At 69.4% G+C, this 24,217-nt stretch carries 23 protein-coding genes; 4 read left to right on the top strand and 19 right to left on the bottom strand.

Translation table 11 applies throughout. The features are described 5' to 3' along the window. From BKA02_RS08700 to BKA02_RS08690, 3 genes are read right to left on the bottom strand one after another with little or no spacing between them, the layout of a single operon-like run. Positions 1–243 carry a hypothetical protein gene (locus tag BKA02_RS08700; RefSeq protein WP_179433169.1) on the bottom strand — a complete coding sequence of 81 codons (243 nt, stop codon included), beginning with the start codon at positions 241–243 and terminating at the stop codon, positions 1–3. Positions 244–247: 4 nt separating this feature from the next. Then, entirely contained in the window at positions 248–880 is a 633-nt protein-coding gene (locus BKA02_RS08695) for a GNAT family N-acetyltransferase (RefSeq protein WP_179433167.1), read from the bottom strand. Between the two features lie 9 nt (positions 881–889). Further along, complete coding sequence (locus tag BKA02_RS08690; protein WP_246286002.1) at positions 890–1,546, bottom strand: phosphatase PAP2 family protein; 657 nt, start codon at positions 1,544–1,546, stop codon at positions 890–892. A gap of 302 nt (positions 1,547–1,848) precedes the next feature. On the opposite strand from BKA02_RS08690, the gene BKA02_RS08685 reads away from it, so the two are divergent. Further along, on the top strand, positions 1,849–2,904 hold the full coding sequence (locus tag BKA02_RS08685; protein WP_179433165.1) for an IS110 family RNA-guided transposase: 1,056 nt from the start codon (positions 1,849–1,851) through the stop codon (positions 2,902–2,904). A gap of 14 nt (positions 2,905–2,918) precedes the next feature. Beyond that, the gene (locus BKA02_RS08680; RefSeq protein ID WP_179433163.1) at positions 2,919–3,257 is read left to right on the top strand and encodes a cupin domain-containing protein; all 339 of its coding nucleotides are present in this window, start codon (positions 2,919–2,921) and stop codon (positions 3,255–3,257) included. A 13-nt stretch (positions 3,258–3,270) separates the two neighbouring features. On the opposite strand, the gene BKA02_RS08675 is transcribed toward BKA02_RS08680, so the two are convergent. The 8 genes from BKA02_RS08675 to BKA02_RS08645 all read right to left on the bottom strand — a co-directional run bounded on the left by BKA02_RS08675 (position 3,271) and on the right by BKA02_RS08645 (position 11,926). Beyond that, positions 3,271–4,500 carry a multidrug effflux MFS transporter gene (locus BKA02_RS08675; protein WP_218844840.1) on the bottom strand — a complete coding sequence of 410 codons (1,230 nt, stop codon included), beginning with the start codon at positions 4,498–4,500 and terminating at the stop codon, positions 3,271–3,273. Positions 4,501–4,769: 269 nt separating this feature from the next. Beyond that, positions 4,770–5,732: a carbohydrate ABC transporter permease gene (locus BKA02_RS08670; RefSeq protein ID WP_179433159.1), complete on the bottom strand. Its 963-nt coding sequence runs from the start codon at positions 5,730–5,732 to the stop codon at positions 4,770–4,772. Further along, positions 5,729–6,862 carry a carbohydrate ABC transporter permease gene (locus BKA02_RS08665; RefSeq protein WP_343045379.1) on the bottom strand — a complete coding sequence of 378 codons (1,134 nt, stop codon included), beginning with the start codon at positions 6,860–6,862 and terminating at the stop codon, positions 5,729–5,731. The genes BKA02_RS08670 and BKA02_RS08665 overlap by 4 nt, the downstream gene beginning before the upstream one ends. An 85-nt stretch (positions 6,863–6,947) precedes the next feature. Beyond that, entirely contained in the window at positions 6,948–8,264 is a 1,317-nt protein-coding gene (locus BKA02_RS08660; RefSeq protein ID WP_179433157.1) for an ABC transporter substrate-binding protein, read from the bottom strand. Between the two features lie 266 nt (positions 8,265–8,530). Then, entirely contained in the window at positions 8,531–8,920 is a 390-nt protein-coding gene (gene rplL / locus BKA02_RS08655; protein ID WP_179433155.1) for a 50S ribosomal protein L7/L12, read from the bottom strand. A gap of 48 nt (positions 8,921–8,968) precedes the next feature. Further along, a complete protein-coding gene (rplJ, locus tag BKA02_RS08650) occupies positions 8,969–9,490 on the bottom strand; it encodes a 50S ribosomal protein L10 (RefSeq protein ID WP_179433153.1) in 522 nt (173 codons plus the stop codon). 294 nt (positions 9,491–9,784) lie between these two features. Next, positions 9,785–9,910, bottom strand: coding sequence for a hypothetical protein (locus BKA02_RS14510; protein ID WP_281370271.1), 126 nt, complete (start codon positions 9,908–9,910; stop codon positions 9,785–9,787). A 162-nt stretch (positions 9,911–10,072) separates the two neighbouring features. Continuing rightward, positions 10,073–11,926 (bottom strand): glycoside hydrolase family 15 protein, encoded by a 1,854-nt coding sequence (locus BKA02_RS08645; RefSeq protein WP_179433151.1) that lies wholly within the window; start codon positions 11,924–11,926, stop codon positions 10,073–10,075. Positions 11,927–11,981: 55 nt separating this feature from the next. Here BKA02_RS08645 and BKA02_RS08640 point away from each other — a divergent pair, with 55 nt between their 5' ends. After that, on the top strand, positions 11,982–13,346 hold the full coding sequence (locus BKA02_RS08640) for a glucose-6-phosphate dehydrogenase (protein ID WP_179433149.1): 1,365 nt from the start codon (positions 11,982–11,984) through the stop codon (positions 13,344–13,346). A 118-nt stretch (positions 13,347–13,464) separates the two neighbouring features. Continuing rightward, on the top strand, positions 13,465–14,145 hold the full coding sequence (locus tag BKA02_RS08635) for a YqaJ viral recombinase family protein (RefSeq protein ID WP_179433147.1): 681 nt from the start codon (positions 13,465–13,467) through the stop codon (positions 14,143–14,145). A 7-nt stretch (positions 14,146–14,152) separates the two neighbouring features. Here the strand turns inward: BKA02_RS08635 and BKA02_RS08630 are convergent, their stop codons facing one another. The 8 genes from BKA02_RS08630 to BKA02_RS08595 all read right to left on the bottom strand — a co-directional run bounded on the left by BKA02_RS08630 (position 14,153) and on the right by BKA02_RS08595 (position 24,196). Beyond that, positions 14,153–14,668, bottom strand: coding sequence for a hypothetical protein (locus BKA02_RS08630; RefSeq protein WP_179433145.1), 516 nt, complete (start codon positions 14,666–14,668; stop codon positions 14,153–14,155). 83 nt (positions 14,669–14,751) lie between these two features. Continuing rightward, complete coding sequence (locus BKA02_RS08625) at positions 14,752–15,411, bottom strand: hypothetical protein (RefSeq protein ID WP_179433143.1); 660 nt, start codon at positions 15,409–15,411, stop codon at positions 14,752–14,754. After that, positions 15,408–16,028 carry a signal peptidase I gene (locus BKA02_RS08620; RefSeq protein ID WP_179433141.1) on the bottom strand — a complete coding sequence of 207 codons (621 nt, stop codon included), beginning with the start codon at positions 16,026–16,028 and terminating at the stop codon, positions 15,408–15,410. Before BKA02_RS08620 ends, BKA02_RS08625 begins: the two co-directional genes overlap by 4 nt. Positions 16,029–16,108: 80 nt before the next feature. Further along, positions 16,109–16,660 (bottom strand): SipW-dependent-type signal peptide-containing protein, encoded by a 552-nt coding sequence (locus BKA02_RS08615; RefSeq protein ID WP_281370333.1) that lies wholly within the window; start codon positions 16,658–16,660, stop codon positions 16,109–16,111. Positions 16,661–16,727: 67 nt separating this feature from the next. Then, positions 16,728–17,345 (bottom strand): SipW-dependent-type signal peptide-containing protein, encoded by a 618-nt coding sequence (locus BKA02_RS08610; protein WP_218844500.1) that lies wholly within the window; start codon positions 17,343–17,345, stop codon positions 16,728–16,730. 159 nt (positions 17,346–17,504) lie between these two features. Next, positions 17,505–18,644 (bottom strand): SseB family protein, encoded by a 1,140-nt coding sequence (locus BKA02_RS08605; RefSeq protein ID WP_179433139.1) that lies wholly within the window; start codon positions 18,642–18,644, stop codon positions 17,505–17,507. A 51-nt stretch (positions 18,645–18,695) separates the two neighbouring features. Next, positions 18,696–21,170: an ATP-dependent helicase gene (locus BKA02_RS08600; protein ID WP_179433137.1), complete on the bottom strand. Its 2,475-nt coding sequence runs from the start codon at positions 21,168–21,170 to the stop codon at positions 18,696–18,698. Then, positions 21,167–24,196 carry an ABC transporter permease family protein gene (locus BKA02_RS08595; RefSeq protein WP_179433135.1) on the bottom strand — a complete coding sequence of 1,010 codons (3,030 nt, stop codon included), beginning with the start codon at positions 24,194–24,196 and terminating at the stop codon, positions 21,167–21,169. Before BKA02_RS08595 ends, BKA02_RS08600 begins: the two co-directional genes overlap by 4 nt. Between the last annotated feature and the right edge of the window lie 21 nt (positions 24,197–24,217).

Raw genomic sequence — 24,217 nt, 5'->3', positions numbered from 1 at the left:
TCAGCGAATCTGCCGCGGTCTCAGCCGATTAGCGCACACGAGCAGTCCCACGGCGATGATCAGAAGAACGGCGCCGAGCCACTGCCCGCCGATCACAACACCAACCCCGCCGATCAGAAGAAGGATGCCTCCGATCCCGCACAGAAGTCGGGTGAGCACGCGGAGCGTGTTGATCGGGTGCACGAACACCTGCCAGATGGCCAGGAGCAGCAGCACCGCACCGATGATTGCGACGACGAGCATTCCGTCATCCTCGCACGGCTGGCGGGCGCCGATCCGCGCCCGTGGAGAGGCCGAGCACGGTCGTGCCCTCGGCGGAGGGGAGCGGCTCGAACCCGAGCCGCGCGTAGAACGCCGCCGCCGGTGTGTTCTCGGGATTCATCCCCAGGTGCAGCGCGGGCACGCCTCGGCGAGCGAGCTCGCCGAGCAGCGTCTCCACGAGGCGCCGGCCCAGGCCCATCCCCTGGGTCTCGGGCAGCAGGTCGATGTGCAGGTGCGCAGGATGCGTCGCCGCATTCGGCTCCCTGGCAGGACCGCGCGCGTCGGCGTAGGCGAGCAGTTCGTCCTGCCGTGTCTTCTCGGCGCGCCCCAAGCGGGCGTAGCGCCGGGATCGTGACGGCCACCACACGTCACGGAACCACGTCTCGAAGGCATCCGTGTCGTCGGTGGCGACGATGTAGCCGATCGTGCGGCCGTCGTCGGATTCGACGACCCAGCACAGAGCCGGGTCGCGTTCGGCGTACGGCAGGGCGAAGAGGTCGCCCCACAGGGCGTCGTCGTCGAGCACGCCTGTCGCATCCTTTCCCGACAGCGCCGTGCGCGTGCAGATCTCGGCGAGCGCGGGCGCATCCTCGGCGCGGTACGGTCGGATCAGCGGCACGGGTCCAGCCTATGCATCTCGCTCCGACTCTTCTCTCTCCGCACCTTCTCGCTCCGATCCTTCGACCCGCGGACGAACCCATCCGAGGCACAGCGCCACCACGATGAGGCCGACGCCGGCGCCGAGCAGCGCGCCGCCGACGGTGTCGCTGAGCCAGTGCACGCTGAGCACCGTGCGCGACAGGGCCATGAGCACGGTCCATGCGAGGGCGACGGCGACGCCGAGCACCCGCGGAAGGATGAGGCAGAGCACCACGCCGATGGTGGCCGCGTTGGCCGTGTGGCCAGACGGGAAGGACCCGAAGTCCGAGGCGACGAGCAGGTCGATCGGACGCTCCCTACCGAGGAGATGCTTGAGCACCTGCACGGCCAGGGCGCTCGCGATGAACGCGAGCAACGCCACGACGCCCACCCGCCATCCGCGCACGAGTGCCGCGACGGCGGCGAGCAGGAGCGGTATGGCGAAGGTCGCGATCCATCCGCCGCCCAGCGCGTTCATCACCAGCGCCGCCTGCACCGCGAACTCGGAGCGGATCGAGGCCATCATGCCGTTCCAGGCATGATCGAGCGGGTCGACGGCTCCCGGGGCGACACCCACCACGATCGCGAGCACGGCGAAGACGACCAGCGACAGGAGTCCGGCGAACAGCGTGCGGCGACGGGTCATCCGTCCATTGTGTCCTGCCCACACCCGACCATGACGGATCCCGGACGATCAACGCCGATAGTCTCGTGTCAGTGTGAGGGTGGACGTGCCGCTGTTGCGGTGGTTGGGTCCTGAGCACTGGTTGTCTGGCTCTTAGTCTCGTTGCCGCTCGTTCGCGGGTTGGCGGTCATGCTTACTGCCGACGACCGGTGTGAAGGACCGGCCGGCGTGACTTGATAGGAGCGTGGCTCTCGCCTCGACTGATAGGTGTCCGCCGACCGGCCCGACCTTGTTCCTCTCGGGCATGAAAGGAGCCAACTCCCATGTTGGTGGTCGGTATCGATGTGCACAAGAAGTCCCACACGGCAGTCGCGGTCGACGGTGTCGGCAAGAAGGTCGGTGAGGTCGTCGTTGCGGCGACGGATTCCGGTCACCGGCAGTTGCTCGGTTGGGCGCGCAGGCGGTTCGGGCGGCTCCCGGACCGGTGGGCAGTCGAAGACTGCCGGCATCTGACCGGTCGGCTCGAACGCGCGCTGCTGAGCGCAGGGCAGGTCGTGGTGCGGGTTCCTCCGAAACTCATGGCAGGAGCCCGCAGGTCGGTTCGGTCTCCGGGGAAATCCGACCCGATCGACGCGCTCTCCGTTGCACGGGCCTCCCTGACCGAACCCGACCTTCCCGCAGCACGCCTGGATGAGCCGACCCGCGAGCTGAAGCTGCTGATCGAGCGTCGCGAGCAGCTCGTCGCCGAACGCACCCGAGAAGTGAACCGGATCCGCTGGCACCTGCACGCCCTCGACCCGGCCCAAGACCCCGCATCCTCCGCGTTCAACACCGCTACCACGCGCGCCCGGCTACACCACTGGCTGGACATGCGCGAAGGCATCGACGCAGACCTGGCCCGCATGGTCCTGAACCACATCGACCGGCTCTGCGACCTGATCCGCGAACTCACCAGCCGGATCGAACGCCTCACGCTCGAGCAGGCGCCGCCGGAACTGCTTGCGCTGCCCGGTTGCGGCGTCCTGACAGCGGCGAAGATCCTCGCCGAGACCGCGGGAGCGACCAGGTTCCGATCCGAGGCCTGCTTCGCGATGAACGCCGGAGTCGCACCCATCCCTGTCTGGTCCGGCAACACCGCAGGTCGAGTGCGCTTGAACCGAGGCGGCAACCGGCAACTCAACGCCGCGATGCACCGCATCGCGATCACCCAAGTCCGTCTGGGCGGACTCGGACGCGCCTACTACGACCACCGACGTGCGAACGGCGACACCTCCACCGAGGCATACCGAGCACTGAAACGACGCCTCGCCCGCGTCGTCTTCAACATCCTCACACGACACGAACAAGCATCAGCGACCTGCATCCCGCAGGCCGCTTGACATAGGAGATAATCATGGATGCCGCACAGCCCGCCGTTCTCGTCGCCTCCTCGCTGCAGGAGCTCATCGACGCGGTCCCGACCGAAGAGGGGCGGGTGCGTCCGCACCGCACGCTGGATGCCGAGGGCGTGAAGGTCCGCACCCTCGCCTTCGATGCCGGTGTCGTGATGCGCGAGCATCGCGCACCGGTGCCGATCCTCGTGCAGGTGCTCACCGGGCGCATCCTGTTCCGCGTCGACGGCATCGAGCACGACCTCGCCCCGGGCGGCACGATCCAGGTCGCCGCATCCGTTCCGCACGAGCTCGAGGCCGTCGAGCCGTCGCACGTGCTGCTCGTGCTCGCCGGCCGTTAGGCGGCGTCCCGGCTCAGGGCGTCAGCATCGCGACCGAGCGCGGGCGCACCACGATCCACAGAGAGAGGATGCCGACGACCGCGCAGCCGACCATGACCGAGGCCATGGTCGTGGCGGTGATGCCGGCGTCGTGGGAGATCCAACCGACCACCGGCGAGATGATCGCGGCGACGCCGAAGTTGCAGGCCCCGAGGATCGAGGCCGCCGTGCCCGCGGCTTTGCCGTGCCGATCGAGGGCGAGCACCTGCACGCACGGCATGCTGAAGCCGCACGCGGTCATGAAGAACCACAGCGGCACGACCGTGCCCCACAGCCCCAGCCCGAGCTGATCGGTGACGATGATGGCCGTGCCGGCGAGCAGCAGCACGACCGTGGACACGGCCAGCACCCACTGCGGGCCGAACCGGGCGGCCAAGCGCGATGACACCTGCACGCCCACGACGACGCCGATCGAGTTCGCGGCGAACAGCAGCCCGTACTGCTGGGCGTCGAGTCCGTGGGTCTGCTGGAACAGGAACGGCGAGGCCGACAGGTACGAGAACAGGCCCGAGAAGGTCATGCCGCCGATGACGAGCACCCCGAGGAAGACGCGGTCCGAGAGCACGCTGCGATACCGCTGCCACACCGTCGTGGCTCCGCGGTCGAGCCGGCGCGCCTTCGGCATCGTCTCGGGGATGAGCAACAGGGCAGCGAAGAACATCACGGCCCCGTAGCCGGCGAGCACGACGAAGATCCCCTGCCAGGGCATCACGGTCAGCAGCGCGGAGCCAATGATCGGCGCGACGACGGGCGCGACGCCCGAGACCAGCGCGAGCCGCGAGAGCATGACGACGAGCCGTCGCCCGCCGAACAGGTCGCGCACGATGGCCATCGCCACCACGCCCCCGGCGGCCGCGCCGATGCCCATGAGCACGCGGGCCCCGCCGAGCAGCAGCAGGCTGGGCGCGAGCGAGGCGGCGATGCTGGCGAGCACGTGCAGGGCGGTCACCGAGATGAGCGGGATGCGCCTGCCGATCTTGTCACTGAGCGGCCCGACGAGCAGCTGGCCGATCGCGAATCCGATCATCGTGCCGGTGAGGGTGAGCTGCACCGCGGCCGCCGTGGTGTGGAAGTCCTCCTCCAGCACGGGGAAGGCGGGCAGGTACAGGTCGATCGTGAACGGCCCCAGCGCCGTGAGCGCCCCGAGCACGAGGATGTAGACGAACCGCCGCCCACCTGAGAGCGCGTCTCCCGGGTGCAGCATGATCGGCGCCGTGGCCGGGTTCGATCCGAGCGCGCGGATGGCCCCTGTCGCAGTGCGGAGAGAGCCGGTGGATGTGCGGATCGAGCCGGTCGAGGTGCGCTCGGGCTGGTCAGGAGGCGTGACGGTCACGGTGTGCTTCCGGGGAGTGGGCGGTCACCGGCTCGATGCGCGATGGCGTCGAAACGATTCGAGCGGAGAAGACACCATGCTACTCCCTCGCTCCGCCGCTCCCTCGTGCCCGCAACGCCCGCGGGCACGAGGTGGTCGGGTCACCCCTTGGTCGATCCCGCCAGCAGACCCCGCACGAAGTAGCGCTGCAGCGAGAAGAACACGATGAGCGGGATGATGATCGACACGAAGGCGCCGGCCGTCAGCAGGTACCAGTCGTTGCCGCGCGTTCCGGTGATCTCCGCGAGCAGCTTGGTGATGGGCGCCGCCGCCCCGTCGGCGAACACCAGGGCGACGAGCAGATCGTTCCACACCCACAGGAACTGGAAGATCGCCACGGACGCGATCGCCGGCATGGTCAGCGGCAGCACGATCCGGAGGAAGATCTGGCCGCGCGAGGCGCCGTCCACGCGTGCCGCCTCGATGATGTCGCCGGGGATCTCCGACATGAAGTTGTGCAGCAGGTAGATCGCCAGCGGAAGGGCGAACATCGAGTGCGCGATCCACACCTGCGCATAGCCGGCCGACGCACCCAACGGCAGGGTGACCTGCAGACCGAACAGGTTGATGCCGCGCGAGAACGAGCTGAGCAGCGGCACCAGCGCCATCTGGATCGGCACGATCTGCAGGGCGAACACGAAGATGAACAGCGCGTTGCGGCCCTTGAAGTCGATCCACGCGAAGGCGTAGGCGGCCATCGCCGCGATCATCAACGGCACGATCGTGGCGGGGATGGTGATCGCGATCGAGTTGACGAACGATTCCAGGATCGTCAGCTGCGTCGTCCCCGACTGCAGCACCGTCACATAGTTCTCCCCCGTCACCTCGGGGTGGATGAAGAACTCCCACCATCCGCTGCTCTGGATCTGATCGCGCGGGCGGAACGACGAGATGAACAGACCAAGAGTGGGGACGGTCCACAGGAACGCGATGACGATCGAGGCGATGCTCGCCCACGGCCGGCTCAGCTTCTTGCGCGTGCGCCCGGCCGCACCGTCCAGCCGACCCGTCAGCACGGCATGCGTGCTGAGGTTCTCGGGAGTCTCCGCCTTCACGTCGCTCATCGGATCTCCCGTTGCTTCTTGATCTGGCGTGCGTTGTAGATGACGATCGGCAGCACGAGGATGAACAGGACGACCGACAGGGCGGCGCTGCGTCCGGCCTCGAACTTGGAGAACTGGGTGTACATCTCGTTCGCGAGCACCGAGGTGCCGTAGTTTCCGGCGGTCATGGTGCGCACGATGTCGAACACCTTCAGCGAGGCGATCGAGATCGTGGTCAGCACGACGATGAGGGCGGGGCGGATGGCCGGAACGGTGACCGACCAGAACCTCTGCCAGGCACTCGCGCCGTCGAGCTCGGCGGCCTCGAGCAGCTCGACAGGCACGCCCTTGATCGAGGCGGACAGCACGACCATCGCGAACCCGGTCTGCACCCAGATGAGCACGACGATGAGGAAGAGCGTGTTCCAGGGCTGGTTCAGCAGCCACTGCTGCGGCTCACCGCCCAGCCAGACGACGATCTGGTTGAGCAGACCGATCTGGTCGTACTGCTTGCCGCGGTACTCGTACATGAAGCGCCAGATGATACCGGCGCCGACGAACGAGATCGCCATCGGCATGAACACGAGCACCTTGTAGATCTTCTCGCCGCGGGTGCGGTCGATGAACACCGCATAGGCAAGGCCGACCAGGGTGGACACCGTCGGCACGAGCAGCACCCAGATGATGCTGTTGATGACGGAAGAGACCCCGGAGGACTGCGTGAAGATCCAGATGTAGTTGTTCAGGCCGACGAACTCCTTGCCCGAGGAGTTCAGGAACGAGGCGTACATCGTCTGGATCGACGGCAGGATCAGCCCGACGAGCAGGAGGAGCATGGCGGGAGCCATGAACGCGACGAGCTGAATGAGGTATCCGGCCCCGTCGCGTGAGCGGTAGTCGAGGAAGAAGAACAGCGCGCCGACGACGACGGCGACGCCCATCGCCCAGTAGTACGAGTTGAACACCCACATCACCGCGAGCGGGATAAGCAGGCACATCGCCAGGCGCACCCAGGTGTATACGGCGCCCTTGCGCGGCGCGATGTCGACGAGCAGGAGGATGACGGCCACCACGACGGCGAACGCGATGACCACCACCACGGCCTGCAGGATCGGATGCATCGTGCCGACCCATTGGAAGAACGCGGTCACGGAGTCCCCTTCGGTATCGGGATTAAGGAGGGTGTGGCGAGTGCGATGGGCGGGCCGCTCGAAAGCGACCCGCCCATCGGAGACATCAGCTGGACGGCCAGCCGGTCTCGATCTGCTTCAGCACATCGTCGGTCGCCGTGCCGTTGACCCAGTCGACCATGCCCTTCCAGAACGAGCCCGCACCCACGGCCCCCGGCATGAGGTCGGAGGCGTCGAAGCGGAACGTGGTGTCCTCATCCTGCAGGATCTTGATGGTCTCCTGAAGGATCGGATCCTGCGCGTTGTCGGGATCCAGGCCGTTGTTGGCCGAGGTGACGCCACCCAGGCTCACGCGGCTGTTGGCCCACTCGGGGCTGGACAGGTACGCGAGCACCTTCTGGGTCGCCTCGGAGTCGCTGAACGCGCCCACGATCTCACCCGCGCCGGTGACGGCCTTGTCGTCGGCGGTCTTGCCAGGGAGCATGAACGCCCACACGTCGCCGTCCTCGGCGATGGTGGTGCCCTCGGGGAAGAAGCCCGACAGGAACGACGCCTGGTGGGTCAGCGCGCAGGCGCCCTCCGCCAGCGCGGGGGCGACGTCGCCGAACGCGGTGGAGTTGATCGAGCGCACCTCGCCGAAGCCGGCATTGACGTTGGCCGGGTCGAGGATGGTCGCGCCGACCGCGTCGAAGGCGGCCTTGATCTGCGGATCCGTGAACGGCACCTCGTGCGCGACCCACTGGTCGTACACATCGGGGCCGGCTTCGCGGAGCACGTAGTCCTCGATCCAGTCGGTGCCCGGCCATCCGGTCGCCGTGCCCGACTCGAAGCCGACGCACCATGCCGGTCCGCCGATCTTGCTCTGGATGGTCTGGGTCAGGGTGCTCATCTCGTCGAGCGTGGTGGGAATCTCGACGCCCCACTCGGCGAACTTCGCCGGCGAGTACCAGATCCAGCCCTTGACGTTGGCCATGAGCGGCGCTCCGTAGAACGTGCCGTCGACCGTGCCGTAGTTCACCCAGTCCTCGGTCCAGTACTCGTTGGCGTTCTTCTCGACCTCTTCCGGTGCGGGCTTGAGGAAGTCGCGCGACGCGAAGTCGGCGAACAGGCCCGGCTGCGGGAAGATCGCGATGTCGGGCGGGTTGCCGCCCTGCGCGCGCGTGCCCAGCTGTGTCTCGAAGTCCTGGCTGCCCTCGTACTTGATCGTGATGCCGTTCTCGTCGGCCCAGTCCTTCCACGACTCCTGCAGCAGTTCGGCCTCGGAGTCGACGATGGTGCCGTAGATGGTGACGGTGTCTCCGCCTCCGCCCGATTCGTCGCCGCCGGAGGGTGCTCCCGGGGCGCCGCAACCGGCCAGGGCGATGCCCACGACTCCGAGCAGAGCGAGCGGCGCGATTCGCCGATGACGCTGTGACAGACCCATGTGATTTCTCCTCTTCGAGTTCACGTCCCCGGTGCTGCGCGCCGCAGGGCGACGGTGTTTCCGGGAACCGATTCAGCCCCAACCTAGTGCGCTTCCAGACCGCGCACAATGACCTCGGATCACAACAACGCAACCTTTGCGTCCCCTAGAGCCGCATGCATGGGAGCGCTCCCGCGGAATCACGCGGCAGACGGGGCATCACCCCCAGAAGACACACGAAGACCCCGGATCGAAACCCGGGGTCTTCGTGACTGCGTTTGACGCGATTACTTGAGGGTAACCGTCGCACCCGCCTCTTCGAGAGCGGCCTTGGCCTTCTCGGCGGCGTCCTTGGCGGCGCCCTCGAGAACAGCCTTGGGGGCACCGTCGACGACGGCCTTGGCCTCGCCGAGGCCGAGCGAGGTGAGCTCGCGCACGACCTTGATGACCTGGATCTTCTTGTCGCCGGCGGCCTCGAGGACCACGTCGAACGCGTCCTTCTCCTCGGCGGCGGCACCACCGTCGCCGGCGGCGGGGGCACCCGCAGCGGCGACCGCGACCGGGGCCGCAGCGGTGACGTCGAAGGTCTCCTCGAAGGCCTTCACGAACTCGCTGAGCTCGATGAGGGTGAGCTCCTTGAACTGGTCGAGCAGCTCCTCAGTGCTGAGCTTTGCCATGATTTTCTCCTGCTTGTTAGTGGTTCAGTTGATGCTTCCGCGCCCTGATCAGGCGGCGGCGTCCTGCTTCTCGCGCAGCGCCTCGACCGTGCGGACGGTCTTGGACAGCGGCGCCTGGAACAGCGCGGCGGCCTTCGACATCGAGGCCTTCATCGCACCGGCGAGCTTCGCCAGCAGGACTTCACGGCTCTCGAGGTCGGCCAGCTTGCTGACTTCCTCGGCGCTGAGCGGGTTACCGTCGAAGTAACCGCCCTTGATCACGAGAAGCGGGTGTGCCTTGGCGAAGGCACGCAGACCCTTCGCGACGGCGACCGGGTCGCCGTGCACGAACGCGATGGCCGAGGGACCCTGCAGGTCCTCGTCCAGACCGGTGACCCCCGCGTTGTTCGCGGCGATCTTGGTCAGCGTGTTCTTCACCACGGCGTACTCCGCGTCCTGACGGATGCTGTCGCGGAGCTCTTTGAGCTCGGCGACCGTCAGACCGCGGTACTCGGTGAGCAGAACGGCGGTCGAGTCCTCGAAATTCTTCGTGAGCTCGGCGACCGATGCTTCCTTCTGCGCCATGGCCACTCCTTGTGTGTACGAGACGCCCCACGGCGGTGGGGCATCTGCCTGGACCTCGGTCGCTCTCGACGCTGCGGCAAAGAAAAACGCTCCGGCGCAAGCGCACGGAGCGGGCATCCAGAATCTGGAGAACGTTCGTGTCACCTGCGCAGGCCCGCTGTTCACAGGATCGGGATCCTGTGCTGCAGTGCTTCGATCGCCTCGCGCTTGCGCGCACGACGATGACCGGCGGTCTTCGGTTGATCCCAGTGTACGCGTCCCGCCCCGCCCCGCCAAATCGTGCGGAACGGGGCGGGCGCGCTATCCGAGGGCGACGTGCATCAGCTCGGCGCAGCGCGCGGCCTCGGCGAGCGCGCGATCGGTGCATCCGGATGCCTGCATCTCGGCGCGCGATCGCACCGCCGCGCGTGCTGCGTGCCTGTCCATCCCCACATGATGGGCGCGGGGTGCTCGACGCGGAGGTGTTTTCGCGGGCCCTGTGTACAACGCATCCGGAACTAGCGCCTGGGTAGGAAGACCCGTCCCTCCGCGAGTGCACGGATTGTCCCGCGAGCAACCCGCTCAGTCGGCGGGAGGGGAACGACGCGGTCAATGGCGGTCGGCGGCACGACCCGAGTGGCCGGCGAGCGCATCGGCGGCGCGCACGAGCGTGAGATGCGACAGCGCCTGCGGGGTGTTGCCGGCCTGACGGCGGGCGCGTGGATCGTACTCCTCCGACAGCAGCCCCACATCGTTCGCGTAGCCGACCAGCCGCGCCATGAGCGCCTTCGCATCGGCCCGGCGCCCGCTCGCCGCGTACTGCTCGACGAGCCAGAAACTGCACGCGACGAACGGATGCTCGTCGCCGGCGAGCCCGTCCACTCCGCTCCCCGTGCGATAGCGCAGCAGCAGCCCGTCACGCAGCAGCGTGCGCTCCATCTCCTCGACGGTGGCGAGCATCCGCGGATCATCGGCGTCGCAGAAGCCCACCTGGGGCAGCACGAGCAACGAGGCGTCGACGGCATCGGTGCCATAGTGCTGCACGAAGTATCCGCCGCCGCGCTGCACCCCGCGCTCCTCGATCTCGGCGCGCAGCCGGTCGCGGATGCGCGCCCACCGCTCGGCGTCTCCGTCGAGCCCGTGATCGCGCACGGCCCGCACGCCGCGGTCGAGCGCGGCCCACATCATCACGCGCGAGTGCGTGAAGAACCGGGGCGTGCCGCGGATCTCCCAGATGCCGTTGTCGGCGGTGTCGATGCCGGCGATCACCCGCTCGATGAGGGCGCGCTGCAGCGGCCACGAGAACTCGGTCTCGTCGAGTCCCGCCAGCCGCGCGGCCTCGAGAGCGACGAGCACCTCGCCGATCACATCGCCCTGGTACTGGTCGACCGCGCCGTTGCCGATGCGCACCGGGGCGGCGCCGCCGTACCCCGGCAGGCTCCCGAGCTCACGCTCGGCGAGGTCGCGCTCGCCCGCGATCCCGTACATGATCTGCACCTGCGCGGCATCGCCCGCCACCGCGCGCAGCAGCCAGTTGCGCCAGCGCTTCGCGTCGGCGAGGAACCCGTGCGTGATGAGCACCTCCAGCGTCAGCGCCGCGTCGCGCAGCCACACATAGCGGTAGTCCCAGTTGCGCGAGCCGCCGAAGTCCTCCGGGAGGGATGTCGTGGGCGCGGCGACGATCCCGCCGGTGTCGGTGTTCGTCAGCGCCCGCAGCACGAGCAGCGACCGCTCGACAGCCTCACGATGCGGGCCGTCGTGGGTCACCGTATCCGACCACTCCCGCCACAGGTCCGCTGTCGCGGCGAGCGCACGATCCGCGTCCAACGGCGCGGGCGGATGCAGGTGCGACGGGAACCAGGTGAGCGCGAGATCGCGGCTCTCCCCTGCGGCGACCGTGAACTCCGCCGCATGTGCGTGGTCCTGCGCCATGAAGCGCACACCGCGCATGACAACCGCCGAGGGTCCCGCGGTCGCCCGCAGCTCCGGCTCGTCATCGGTGCCGGTCTGGCGCACCCATGGCAGGGCGCGGGCGTAGTCGAAGCGCATGCGCACCTCGGTGCGCATGGCGACGGAACCGCGGATGCCGACGACGCGCCGCACGATGTCGGCGCGCGCAGGAACGATCTTCTCCTCGGTGTCAACGGGCATGACGTCGTGCACGTCGACCACTCCGCCTTCGCTCTCCCAGCGTGTGACGAGCTCGAACGTGCCCTCGACGTAGTGCCGGGTGGGCACCGCATCCGCATCCACGGGCCGCAGCGACCAGCGACCGTGTTCGGCGTCGCCCAGGAGCGCGCCGAACACCGATGGCGCGTCGAACCGCGGCGGACAGAACCAGTCGACATCGCCGCCGCGGCTGATGAGGGCGCCGGTGCGTCCGTCGGCGATCAGGGCATAGTCCTCAATCGGGGTCGGCGCGTCTTCGATCGGAGCTGCGTCCTCATTCCGAGCTGCGGGCATGCCTCGATTCAAGTGCCCTCTTTCCCGACTCGCAAGGCCGCAATAGCGTGGACGGATGACCTCCGAGACCACGCTCGTCCTGTTCGGCGCCGGCGGCGACCTGTCGTCGCGGCTGCTCCTTCCCGCCCTCGGCAGCCTGCTCGTCGCGCAGCCGGAGCGGCGGGTGACGCTCGTCGGGGCGGATCGGCAGGACGGGACGGATGCCGACCTGCGGCGCACGGTCGAGGCGTCGTTCGCGTCGTCCGACGCATCCGCCGCCGCCGACCGCGTGCAGGTGCGGTACCGGCGCACCGACATCACGGATGCGGCCGACCTGCGCGCCCTGCTGAGTGACGTGCCCGATGCCGACGGGCTGTATTTCGCCGTGCCCCCGGCCGTCACGGCGGCGGCGTGCGAGGCACTGGAGGCCGACATGCTCCCCGCCGGCGTGATGCTCGCGCTGGAGAAGCCGTTCGGCACGGATGAGGCCAGCGCCCGCGCCCTCAACGAGCGGCTCGCCGAGCTGGTGCCCGAAGAGCAGGTGTTCCGCATCGATCACTTCCTCGGCCGTTCGAGCGTGCTGAATCTACTGGGCGTGCGCTTCGCTAACCGGCGCCTGGAGGCGACGTGGTCGGCCGAGCACATCGCCGAGGTGAGCGTGGTGTACGACGAGAAGCTCGGGCTCGAGGGCCGCGCGGGCTACTACGATCGCGCCGGGGCGCTCGTCGACATGATCCAGAGCCATCTGCTGCAGGTGCTCGCGATCCTCGGCATGGAGTGCCCGCCGAGCCTGGATGCCGAGCCCTTCCGCGAGACGAAGTCCGCCGTGCTGCGCGCTGTGCACGTGCGGGGCGATGATCCAGTCGCCGCCTCGCGCCGCGCGCGGTATGCGGCCGGCGAGATCGAGGACACCGCGCGTGTGGGCTACCTCGACGAGCCCGATGTCGACCCGGCGAACGACACCGAGACGCTCGCCGAGGTGGTGTTCGAGATCCGCACTCCGCGTTGGGAGGGCGTGCCGTTCCGGCTGCGCTCGGGTAAGGCGCTGGGTGCGCGCTTCGCCGAGATCGCCGTGGTGTTCCGCCCGCCCGAGCACGTGCCCGAGGGGTTCGTCGGCCGGGCCGATCCCGAGATCATCCGGTTTACGCTGGGCCCGGATCGGATGTCATGGGAGATCAACATGAACGGCGCCGCCGATCCGCTCGACCTGGAGCGCGAGACCCTCGTCACCGCGTTCGGCGCCGGGGACCTGCCGCCGTACGGCGAGATCCTGGAGGGCATCCTGGATCACGATCCGATGCTCGCCGTGCGCGGCGACGCCGCCGAGGAGTGCTGGCGCATCGTCGCCCCGGTGCTGGAGGCGTGGCGTGCGGGGAAGGTGCCGCTCGAGGAGTATCCGGCGGGCTCGCTCGGCCCGCAGGGGTGGCCTGCGCGCGTGTGATCATCCCCTCGCCGAATGAGCGGCTTCTCGCCGTGCACTCGGCGGAATCACGCACGAGGATCGGGACGCGCGGCACCCGCGGCCGGGGCGGGTCGGCGGCCGGGGGTAGCGTGAAGGGGTGACCCCGGAACTGAGCGCACGCATCGTCGCGGACTCCCGCGACCGCGTCGCCTGGCTCCGGGCCCGGGCCCGCGGGATCACCGCCACCGATGTCGCAGGGCTCACCAGCGAGAGGTCGATCGCACGAGCGGCGGATGCGAAACTCGGTGCTGGCCCGCGGTTCGCCGGCAACGCCTACACCGACCACGGCCGGCGCCGCGAACCCGAGATCGCCGCCTGGGTCGCCGCGACCCACGGCATCCGGCCCTCCTCCGCCCTGTTCCGCGCCGAGGTCGAGCACCGTCACCTCGCCACCCCCGACGGCATCGTGCAGGATGCCGAAGGTCGAATCTCGCTCGCCGAGATCAAGACCACGAACAAGGCGTGGCGTGGCATCCCCCGCACCTACCTGCGGCAGGTGTGGTGGCAGCAGCACGTGCTCGGCGCCGAGCGCACGCTGTTCGTCTGGGAGCAGCACGACGACTTCCAGCCCGTGCACGACGAGCCGCACTGCGTGTGGATCGACCGCGACGACCGCGAGATCTCCCAGCTCGTGAACCTGGCGACCCGCCTCATCGACGAGCTGTATCACCGGACGACGGGACAGAGGCCTCCCACCCGCGACGACGGTGAGGATGCCAGTCGCCGGGATGCGCTCCGCGAGCGCGACATGTTCCGCGCGCTCGCGCTGGCGGAGTAGGCGCGGTTCAGGGAGCCGTGCAGTTGTTCGGACCGAGCAGCCCCAAGACTCCTCCCACGCGGAGCGTGCGGGTCGCGGCCACCGACTCCCAGTTCTGCGGATACGTCGCGACGATCCGCACCGGATTCTCCGATCCCAGCAATCCCCCGAGCAGCGACTGCAGCAGCGTGGCGTTGAGCGTCGCGGTGTAGGTGTACGGACCCGATCCCGTCACCACGATATTCTGCGCGGGGACCGTCACCCCGCTGATGGTCAGTCTCATCTGCGCGGGCGGATAGGTCGAAGTCCAGACGATCGTCACGCCTGTGAACACGAGACCCAGGTTGAGCACCGTGCTCACCGTGCACGAGGTGATCGTGGGCGTCGGCACCGTGCCTGCCGAGAACGACGCCGCGGCGTACTCGTCATCCGTGAACACCGCATCCGTCTGCGGGGTGGCGGCGAGGCTCGCGCTTCCTACGATGAGGCCGAGCCCGAGCGCGGCGGCGAGCGCGCGACGCATCCCTCGCCGAATGTGCGGCATGTCGCCGAATGCGCGGGTTATTGCCGTCGATACGCCGCGCATTCGGCGAGAAGCCGTGCGTTCGCGGGTGAGGAAGGGGGCATTCACGCGTCACCCCCGTCATCCTCGTCGCCACGGCGACGGCGCACGGCCGTGGCGATGACGACGACCGTGCCGACGGCGAGCAGAGCCCCGCCGCCGATGATGATCGGATACGGTATCGCGCCGCCGGTGCCGGGGAGCCCCGGCCCGACACTCACGCCATCGCCCATGCCGTCGGCGTGCACCCGAAGCTCGGTGGGCGCCGGCCCGGCCGTGCCGATCGCTCCCGCAGCGCCCAGGCGCACGTCGAGCCGGAGGTGGGCGACGGCATCGTCGGCGAAGGTGGTCAGCGCGGCGACGGCGCCGTCGCGCGGCACCTCCCAGTCGGTGCGCAGCGCATCCGCACCCCCGGGGCATTCCTCGCCCTGCCACGCCCGGGCGCACAGCCGCACGTCGACGAGCAGCACCGTGTCGCCGGACGCGCTCATCCCCACGGACACCGTGCCGGGATCGGGGGCGGCGGCGCTGATCTCGATGTCCCAGCGCACGGGGTTGCCGGGGGTGAGCCGCAGCGCCTGGGTCCAGTCCGCCGTCGACACCAGTCGCAGATAGCGCCCCTGCACCACTTCCGTCGTCGGCGCCGCTTCGGCCGGCGTCGCGGCGATCACACTGAACGCCAGCATGGCAGCCAGCGCCGCGGCCGCCCGCATCCCGCCCCTCATGATCCGCTCCCGGATTCGTCGGGCTCGCGCGACCGCCTGCCGCTCTCGCGCGGCCAGAACGCCCATCCCACCAGCCCCGCGGCCGCGATCGTGATGGCCCCGAGCACGAACGGGTTGCCGAGGGTGACGATCACCGGCGCGAGCCCCGGAATCGCGAAGCGCACGATCCGCACCGACTCCACCGTGTACGGGAACGGGTCGTCATCGACGTTCGCATCGCCCCGCAGCACGATCACCCGCTGCGCGTCGGTGGATCCCGGCTCGACCGAGCGCACTCGGTGCGTCACCGGCAGCTCGCCCTGCCGATCCACCGTCACGACGTCGCCGACGGCGATCTCGGATGCCGGGATGCGCTGCACGACCGCCACCGATCCGGTCGGGATCGTGGGCGCCATCGACCCGGTGCGGAACATGATGAGCGTGATGTTCGCGCTGAAGGCGAGGATCACGAGGACGAGGCAGATGACCCCCGCGATCGCGGCGACCCACAGCAGCAGGTCGGCGAGCACGGAGTGCGCGCGCGGCACGCGGACGGAGGGCGCGACAGCGGGCGTCGCGTGCTCGCCAGCCGTGGCCCGCTGCTCTCGCAGCTCGCGTCGCGTGGTCGGTGCCGACATCCTCGGCTCCTCCTCTCCCGTCTTCTCCTCGTCCGGCATCCGTCTCGGGCCATAGACCTGCCCGCAGGATCAGCGCCCGCTCATCCCGCTCCGGATTCGCCGGCGACGCGCCACACCTGACTGAGCGTCCCGCCCTGGGCACCGTTGCCGGCCGTTGCGGGAAGGGTCACTGCGAAGCAGTAGTTCACCGTGGCCCCGGCGGCGAGTCCCTGCGTGTTCGACGACCCCGCACTCAATGCCGTGCCGTCGCCGATCACCGCGGCGCCAGCGGCGTAGGTCGTGGCATTGCACGCCGTGCCCGCGATGAGGCGCACCCCGTAGGTGAGATATGGCGAGAGCGTCCCCGACGACGAGTCGACGACCAGCTGCACATGCCCGTCGACGGACCCCTGGTTCTTCACGCTGAACAGCGCGTGCGTGACCGTGCCGGGCATCATGTTCGTCGGCGCGGCGAGCTGGAACACGAGCCCGGCCGCGGCGCCCGCCGTTGCGTGATCGGCAAAGGTCGAGCCGTCGGTCGATCCGACGATGTCGAACGTGCCCGCCTGGAACGACGCCGCTCCGTATTCGGAGTCGTTCCAGGCCGCGAGGGTCATGGCAGCGCCCACGCCGAAGACCGCGCCGCCGGCCAGCAGCGCGCGGATTCGGCGGGAGCGCAGCCGTCGCGCATCCCGCTACTGGCGCCGAGTGCGCATGCCGCTAGTTCGAGGTCGCCGTGAACTTCCAGGTCGCGGTCGCCGCCTCGCCCTCGACGAGGTCCGCACCCGCGGTCGCCACGAAGCAGAGCTGTGCCGGAGCGCCCGCCGTGCCCACGGCGGCGCCCTTCGCGAGCGCGACCGAACTGCCTGCGGTGAAGTCGGTGAGATCGGTGCCCGAGGCGACGAGAGTGCCGCCCGTGACGGCGGTCGCGTCGCAGGTCGCCGCTGCGCCGATCGAGTACACCGCGTACGAGATGTTCTCGGCATTGTCTCCCGTGCCGGTCGCCGACGCGGCGACGAGGGCGGCATTCGAGGTCGTCGTGTCGTCCAGGCGCACCCAGAACGGCGCGTACACGACGTCGGTCGGCGAGAGGTTGCCCGCCAGCGGCGTCGTGAAGGTCAGGGTCGCCGCCGAGTCTCCCTCGTCGACGTTGTGATCGGAGTACGTGCCGCCCGCGCCATCGGTCGCCCCCTCGAGGTTGAACGCACCGGCCGTGAACGTTCCGGTGGCGAACTCGGAGTCGTTCCACGCGGCCAGGGTCACGGCGGCGCCGACACCGAGGACGAGTCCTCCGGCCAGTACGGCGAGCACCTTCCGACGGTTGTTGCTGTCAGACATGAGCGTCCCCTTTCAGGACTCGACTCCTCCTTCGGAGCCACATGCGAAATCGCCCCCTCCCCGGGGCGTTGCACTCATCATCCGATACGCCTGCGCACCGCGCAATATCGCATCATCACAATCCCGCAACCTCGCGCGATCCCGCACGAGGGCGGCGGATCAGTCTCCTTCGACCGCATCCGCCGCGGCGGCCAGCGCGAGCACCGGCGCGAGCGCATCCCGGCGCACGGCGATGGTCGGCCCTGCAGGGTCCAGCAGCACGCCGGTGAGCTCGTCGTGGCCCGAGAGCACCTTGCCGATCTGCTCGCCCGTGAACGGCATCGGCCGGTCTCCGCGACCCAGCGCCGTGACCTCCAGCGGGTGGGAGAAGATCTGCAGGAAGCGCGACCCGTCGGGCGTACGAGCCTCGGCCACACCGAACTGCCCGTCGTCGGCGGCTTGGCTCACCGCCACCCAGAAGCGCGCGGTGGCCAAGGCGGTGCCGACCTTCACCTCGGTGTCGGCCTCGCGCGGCGCCGACACGAGTGTCTTCAGGGTGAACTCCGGATCGGCCTGCTCGAGCGCCTTCTCCAGCGCCTCCCGGGGGAAGACGACGCGGTGCGGGGCGGATGCCGTGTCGATCACGAGGCCCGCGAACGAACCGGCTACGACCTGGCGCAGTACGTCGCGCACGGGTTGCGCCACCACCGATGTCTGCGCCGCATCCTGCTCGCCCCGCACCGAATCGCGCACGGCGGCGGCCGAGCTGAAGGCGAGCATGAACGTGCGCTCGCCGTCTTTGAGGATGCCGATGGCGAGCGGCTGGCCGTCGCGGATCTGCTGGCCCGCATCGCCCTGCACCCGCAGGAAGAGCTGCCCCTGCAGCAGCTGACGCAGCACGCCGAGCAGCTGCTCGTTGCTCGCGCCCTCGCCGATCTCGGCGAGCGCGGCGCGCAGCAGCACGTTGTCCTTCATCCCCGGGATCGATTCGTGGGACGCCGGAGGTTCGGCCGGCGCCAGCGGAAGCGTGGGACGCACCGGATGCGTGGCCGCAGCGACATCGGCGGAGGATGCGGCGGCGGTCTCGCCCGGGCCGGGCGGCGGCGCGGTGGCGGGGCCGGCGGGGGCCCCGAGTCCGCGGAACGACTGCACGGAGATGTCTACTGCGGGGGTGATGTCCACCGCGGGAGTGACGTCTGCGGCCGCGGCTTCCTCCGGCACGGAGGCAGGAGTCGCTTCCCCGGCGGCCTGTGTCTCCGCGACCTCCTCGACCGCAGCGGGGACGTCGTCGTTCTTCTTACGGCGCGAGAAAAGACCCATCGCGCCAGCCTAACCTGCCCGTCTCATGACGTTTCGGCACGCTCCGCCCGCTCAGAGCTTCGTGATCGGGGCGATCTTGATGAGCAGCTTCTTCATCCCGGCGCTGTCGAACCGCACGTGAGCGACGCGCTTGGCCCCCTCGCCGGTCACCTGGTCCACGCGGCCCTCGCCGAAGTCGTCGTGGCGGATGCGGTCTCCCGCCGACAACTCGAGGTCGCCGTTGTCGCGCACCTTGCCGGTGACGCGGTTGGGGAACTTGTCCATCGCGGTCGACAGCGGCTTCAGCCGGTCGCTCTTCGCGAGCTCGCGCGGGGCGAAGCGGTCGCGACCCGATCCGCCGAAACCCGAACCCCCGAATCCGCCCCGCCCGCCGAGCGTCCGCGATCCCCGCGAGTTGATATCGCCGGGCGACTGGCGCCAGTCGATCAGCTCGGCGGGGATCTCCTGCAGGAACCGGCTCGGCATCGCCACCGACACCTCGCCGAACTGCGCCCTGGTCATCGCGAGAGACAGGTGCAGGCGGGTGCGTGCGCGGGTGATGCCGACATAGAACAGCCGGCGCTCCTCCTGCGGCCCACCCGGCTCTCCGGCCGAGATGCGGTGCGGGATGAGGTCTTCCTCCACGCCGGTGACGAACACGGCGTCGAACTCGAGACCCTTCGCGGTGTGCATCGTCATGAGCGAGACGACGCCCGAGGAGTCGTCGAGGTCGTCGGCGTCGGAGACGAGGGCGACCTCGGTGAGGAAGTCGGCGACCGTTCCCTCGGGGTTGTTGCGCGCGAACTCGCGCGTCACGGCGATGAGCTCGTCGAGGTTCTCCAGACGCGCTTCGTCTTGCGGGTCACGGCTGGCGCGCAGCGCATCCATATACCCGCTCTTCGACAGCAGCAGGGTGAGGCCCTCGGCGACCACCGTAGGCGGCGGCACGTCGCCTGTCGCGGGCAGCATGATCGCGCTCGCCTCGGTGAGCACGGCATCGAGCTGCCCGATCGCGGCCTGGATCTTGGGCCCCACCCCGAGCTCGGCCGGATGCGCGAGCGCGTCGCGGAACGACAGCTCGTGCTCCTCGGCGAAGCGGGCGATCGTCGTCTCGGTGACGTCGCCGATGCCGCGGCGGGGCCGGTTGAGGATGCGGCGCACCGCCATGTCATCGGCGGGGTTGGCGACGGCGACGAGGTAGGCCAGGGCATCCTTGATCTCGGCGCGCTCGTAGAATTTGGTGCCGCCCATGATCTTGTACGGCACGGCCGCGCGGATGAGGATCTCCTCCAGCGCGCGCGACTGCGAGTTGGTGCGGTAGAACACCGCCATCTCGGAATACGGCATGCCGTCCCGGTGCAGCGCATCGACCTCATCGGCCACGAACTGCGCCTCGTCGTGCTGCGAGTAGCCGGTGAAGCCGACGATCTTCTCGCCCGCGCCGCGGTCGCTCCACAGCTTCTTCTCCTTGCGGTCGAAGTTGTTGCCGATGACGGCGTTGGCGGCCTGGAGGATGTTGTTCGTCGAGCGGTAGTTCTGCTCCAGCAGCACCACCTTGGCTCCGGGGAAGTCGCGCTCGAACTCGCTGATGTTGCGGATGTCGGCGCCGCGGAAGGCGTAGATCGACTGGTCGGAGTCGCCGACGACGGTGAGCGAGGCGCCCTCGCCACCGGCATCGGGCGCGGTCTGCGGCTCGGGCTCGAAGATCATCATGCCGTTCGAGGCATACGGTTCGGGCGCCGCCCCCTTGCCGCTGAGAGGACGGGTGAGCTCGTGGATGAGCGAGTACTGCGCGTGGTTGGTGTCCTGATACTCGTCGATGAGGATGTGCCGGAACCGGCGGCGGTACGTGTCGGCGACCTCGGGGAAGGCGCGGAACAGAAACACGGTCTGCCCGATGAGGTCGTCGAAGTCGAAGGCGTTGGCCTTCTGCAGCGAGCGCTGGTAGTCGCCGAACACCTCCGAGAACACCCGCTCGGCGGGATCGGCGAGGTTCGCCTGCCGGGCGAACGACTCGGCATCCTGCAGCTCGTTCTTGAGCTTGGAGATGCGCGACTGCACCGCCGCAGGTGTGAAGCCGAAGGCATCCGCCTCGTGCTCTTTGACGAGCCGCTTGATGAGCGCGCGCGAGTCGCCGGAGTCGTAGATGGTGAACGCCTTGGTGAACCCGAAGCGCTCGGCCTCACGACGCAGGATGCGCACGCAGGCGGAGTGGAACGTCGAGATCCACATGCCGCGCGACACGTCGCCGACGAGCTGGGCGACGCGTTCGCGCATCTCACCCGCCGCCTTGTTCGTGAAAGTGATCGCGAGGATCTGGCTGGGCCAGGCCTCCCTGCGGCGCAGCAGCAGGGCGATGCGACGGGTGAGCACGCTCGTCTTGCCCGAGCCGGCACCGGCGACGATGAGCAGGGCGGAGCCGCGGTAGGTCACGGCGTCGAGCTGCTGCGGGTTCAGCCCCGCGAGGAGATCCGCGTCGGAATGGTCCGAACTGCCGGGACGGGCGGATCCGGTGTTTCCGGGGGCGAGGAGGGGGGCGTCGGTCATGTCCCTTCGAGTCTAGGTCGCCCCGCCGACACCCGTTTCGACGGGATGAGGGCGAGGAGCAGGCCGAACGCCGCGAGCGCTGCGCCGAATCCGGCGGCGTATGCGGCCGTCGCGGCGGGGATCTCGAGGTACACGGTGATGCCGAGGATGCGCGAGAGCCCCCACGGCAGCAGCCCCATCTCGTCGTTCCACAGCGTCATCGCCGGCTCCAGGCCGATGATCGCGATCACCGCCGCGGGCACGGCGAGCCCGAGCCCGACCCCGGCGAGCACGACACCCGTCGCGCGTCGCGCACCCCGGGTGGCGGCCAGCGCCCACCCCGCCGCGACGAACAGCCAGACGAACAGGGCGAAGGCGATGGTGATGTACAGCGAGCGGCGAACAGGGTCGGTCCAGAAGGCGAACCAGTAACCGCCGGGCCCGGTGAACGAGAGCGCGAACAGCGTGAGCACGCAGCGCAGCACGATCACCCCGCCCACCGCGCTCAGCAGCGGCCAGGGCGAGTGCCGCCGCGAGAGCAGCAGCGTCACCGCGACGAACACGGCCCAGGCGCCGAGCGTGATCGCCAGGTGCGTCCACGACAGCATCGAGGTCTGCACGGCGCGCGTGGCCACGAGCAGGGCGCCCGGCACGGCCACCAGGAGCATCCGATCGGCCGACAGCATCCCCAGCGTCGACTCGGCCGCACGCCAGGGACGGGTCGAGGCGAGCCACGTCGCCCTGGCCGCGGCGGCTCCCGGACGGCGGACGATGCGCATCCGCGCCGACATCATCCCGATCACCAGCCACGTCAGGGCGAGCACGAGCAGCACGCGCGCGCACCACGACATCGCGAGATCGCGGTCGGCGCGCTCCACGCCCAGTTGCGCGGCCGCGAGGTTGTAGGCCGGATGGTCGACGTCGCCCTCGTAGGTCGCCAGGTGCGCCGCCGCGGCGGTCTCGAAGTCGTCGCGGGCGCTCTGCCAGGCCGCGTAGGCGTCACCGGAGAGGGTGTCGTGCCAGCGCGCCTGCTGCAGCACCATCGCGCGGTAGTGACCGAGCAGATCGAGGGTGTCCTGCTCGTAGTCGAGCGCGCCCAGGAAGCGGGTGCGCAGCTCGGGATCGCGCCAGGTCGCCGCATCCGTGCCGGCGATGAGCGTGCGCATCCGCTCCACGGCGTCCGATGCCGCCGCGCCCCCGTCGACGGCCTCGCCGAAGCGATCGCGCGAGATCTTGTAGATCACGTCGAGCACGGCAGAGTCGCCGGTGAGGATGTCCCACTCGAAGATCCACATCATCGGCGGCGGCTCGAGCCCGATCGCGGCCACGCGCTGCTCGGCGAACGGAGGGATGTACAGCCCCTGTTCGATCGCGGTGCGCGAGAGCGCCATGGCGTCGGCGATCGCCTGGATCGTCGCCGGATCGTCGGAGAACCACTGCCGCGCCCAGTCGACGGTGATCCCGCCCGGATCGCCGTCGGGGTCGCGGGCCAGGCGAACGGCCAGCTGTGCGTTGAGGTCGGCGAGCTGCCAGAACCCGGCCTTGCCGTAGAGGATCATGGGGCCCGCACGCCACGGTCCGCCGTCCTGCGCCCACGCCCAGATGCCCTCGATGCGATCGTTGCCGGCGAGGAGCTTCTGCAGCGCCCACTGGTATTCGGCGCCGAGATCGTTGGGGAAGGCGCCGTTGTTCTCGAACTCGCGACGGCTCTGGAACTCCACGATCCGCCGCTGATCGCCCTGCAGCAGGGTGTCGTTGAGGGGCAGCCAGCTGTAGAAGTCGCCGAGCGTGTACTTCGTCGACACGATGAGCGCGGGCGAGTCGATGCCGCCCAGCACGGCCTCGTACGAGTCCGTATCCGTGTGCATGTCGCCCACTGCGCCGACGCCGACGCTCCAGGTGCGGAAGATCACTTCGCGGTCTGACGCCTCGGCCTGCGCCGTGAGCGCGGTGAGCATGGCGCGCACAGCATCCGTCGTGGTCACCGCCAGCGAGGAGTAGTAGTCCCAGCCCTCGACGTCGTATACGCGCCCGGCCTCGCCGATGCGCACGAGCACGCCGTCCAGCGACGGCTCGGCGGCGTAGAGCTCGTCGAGCCCTGCGGCGTATAACTGCCAGAGGTCGGGGTTCGTCGTGTCGAGGGAGCCGAATCGGTCGGTCAGGTAGCTCTCGAGCGGGCTGGTCAGCGTGAGCATGTCGGTGCGCAGGAACACCTTCATCCCCAGCTCCTGCGCACGATCCCAGAACGGCCCGAACGCCTCGCGCAGGGCGAGCGCCTTGGCGATGTGCTCGTCGCCGTCGGAGTACACGCCGTCGACGCCGGAGAAGGTCACGAACTCGACGAAGCCAGGAAAAGCCAGGGCGTTGTATCCCTCGGCGAGCATGCGTCGCACATAGGCGTCGAACTCGTCGTATGCCGCGGCGAGCGCGGTCTGGTCGATGTAGGGCGCCTCGGGGAGGAACACGTCGGCGAAGGCCTTGGACGCGTGGGAGTAGTCGGTGCCGGGGCGCCACTGCTCCGGATCGACGGCGACCCCCACCGCGCCGAGATCGACCATGCGCAGCGGCATGCGCGAGGTGACGGTCTGGCCGATGAGCGCGCGCACGTCGCGCCCGGCCCGGATCGCGGCGGCGAGGTCGTACACGCCGCGCGTCGCACCCGTGACGGTATCGGCTTCGATGCGCAGCGCCTCGGCGGAGCCGGCGACGCGGTACGTGTCGTCGGTGTCATCCGCACCGGAGGCACCCACCGGCACCGAGACGGCGAGCGTGGCCGCACCGTCGATCGCCGCCGTGGCCTGCGCATCGTCGAGCTCATCGAGGGCGACGCGGATCCGCTCGTCCTGCGGGGCCTCCACGACCGTGAGCCGCGGCGAGGGGGTGGCAGGAGCAGCGGTGGCCGGTTCGGCGACGCCGCCCATCCGCTGGGCCGGTTCGGCACGGATGCCGAGCGCGTCGCCGACGACGGTGGCGACGCCGAAGCCGGCCCCGAGCAGTGCGATGACGACAAGGATCGCGACGATCCCGCGTCGCCTCGGTGCTCCCATAGAAGGACTCTAGCGAAGCGG

The organism is Microbacterium pseudoresistens (assembly GCF_013409745.1).
Classification (GTDB): domain Bacteria; phylum Actinomycetota; class Actinomycetes; order Actinomycetales; family Microbacteriaceae; genus Microbacterium; species Microbacterium pseudoresistens.
Note: the sequence above shows the minus strand (reverse complement) of the source record. Positions and strands in the feature narration are given on the sequence as shown.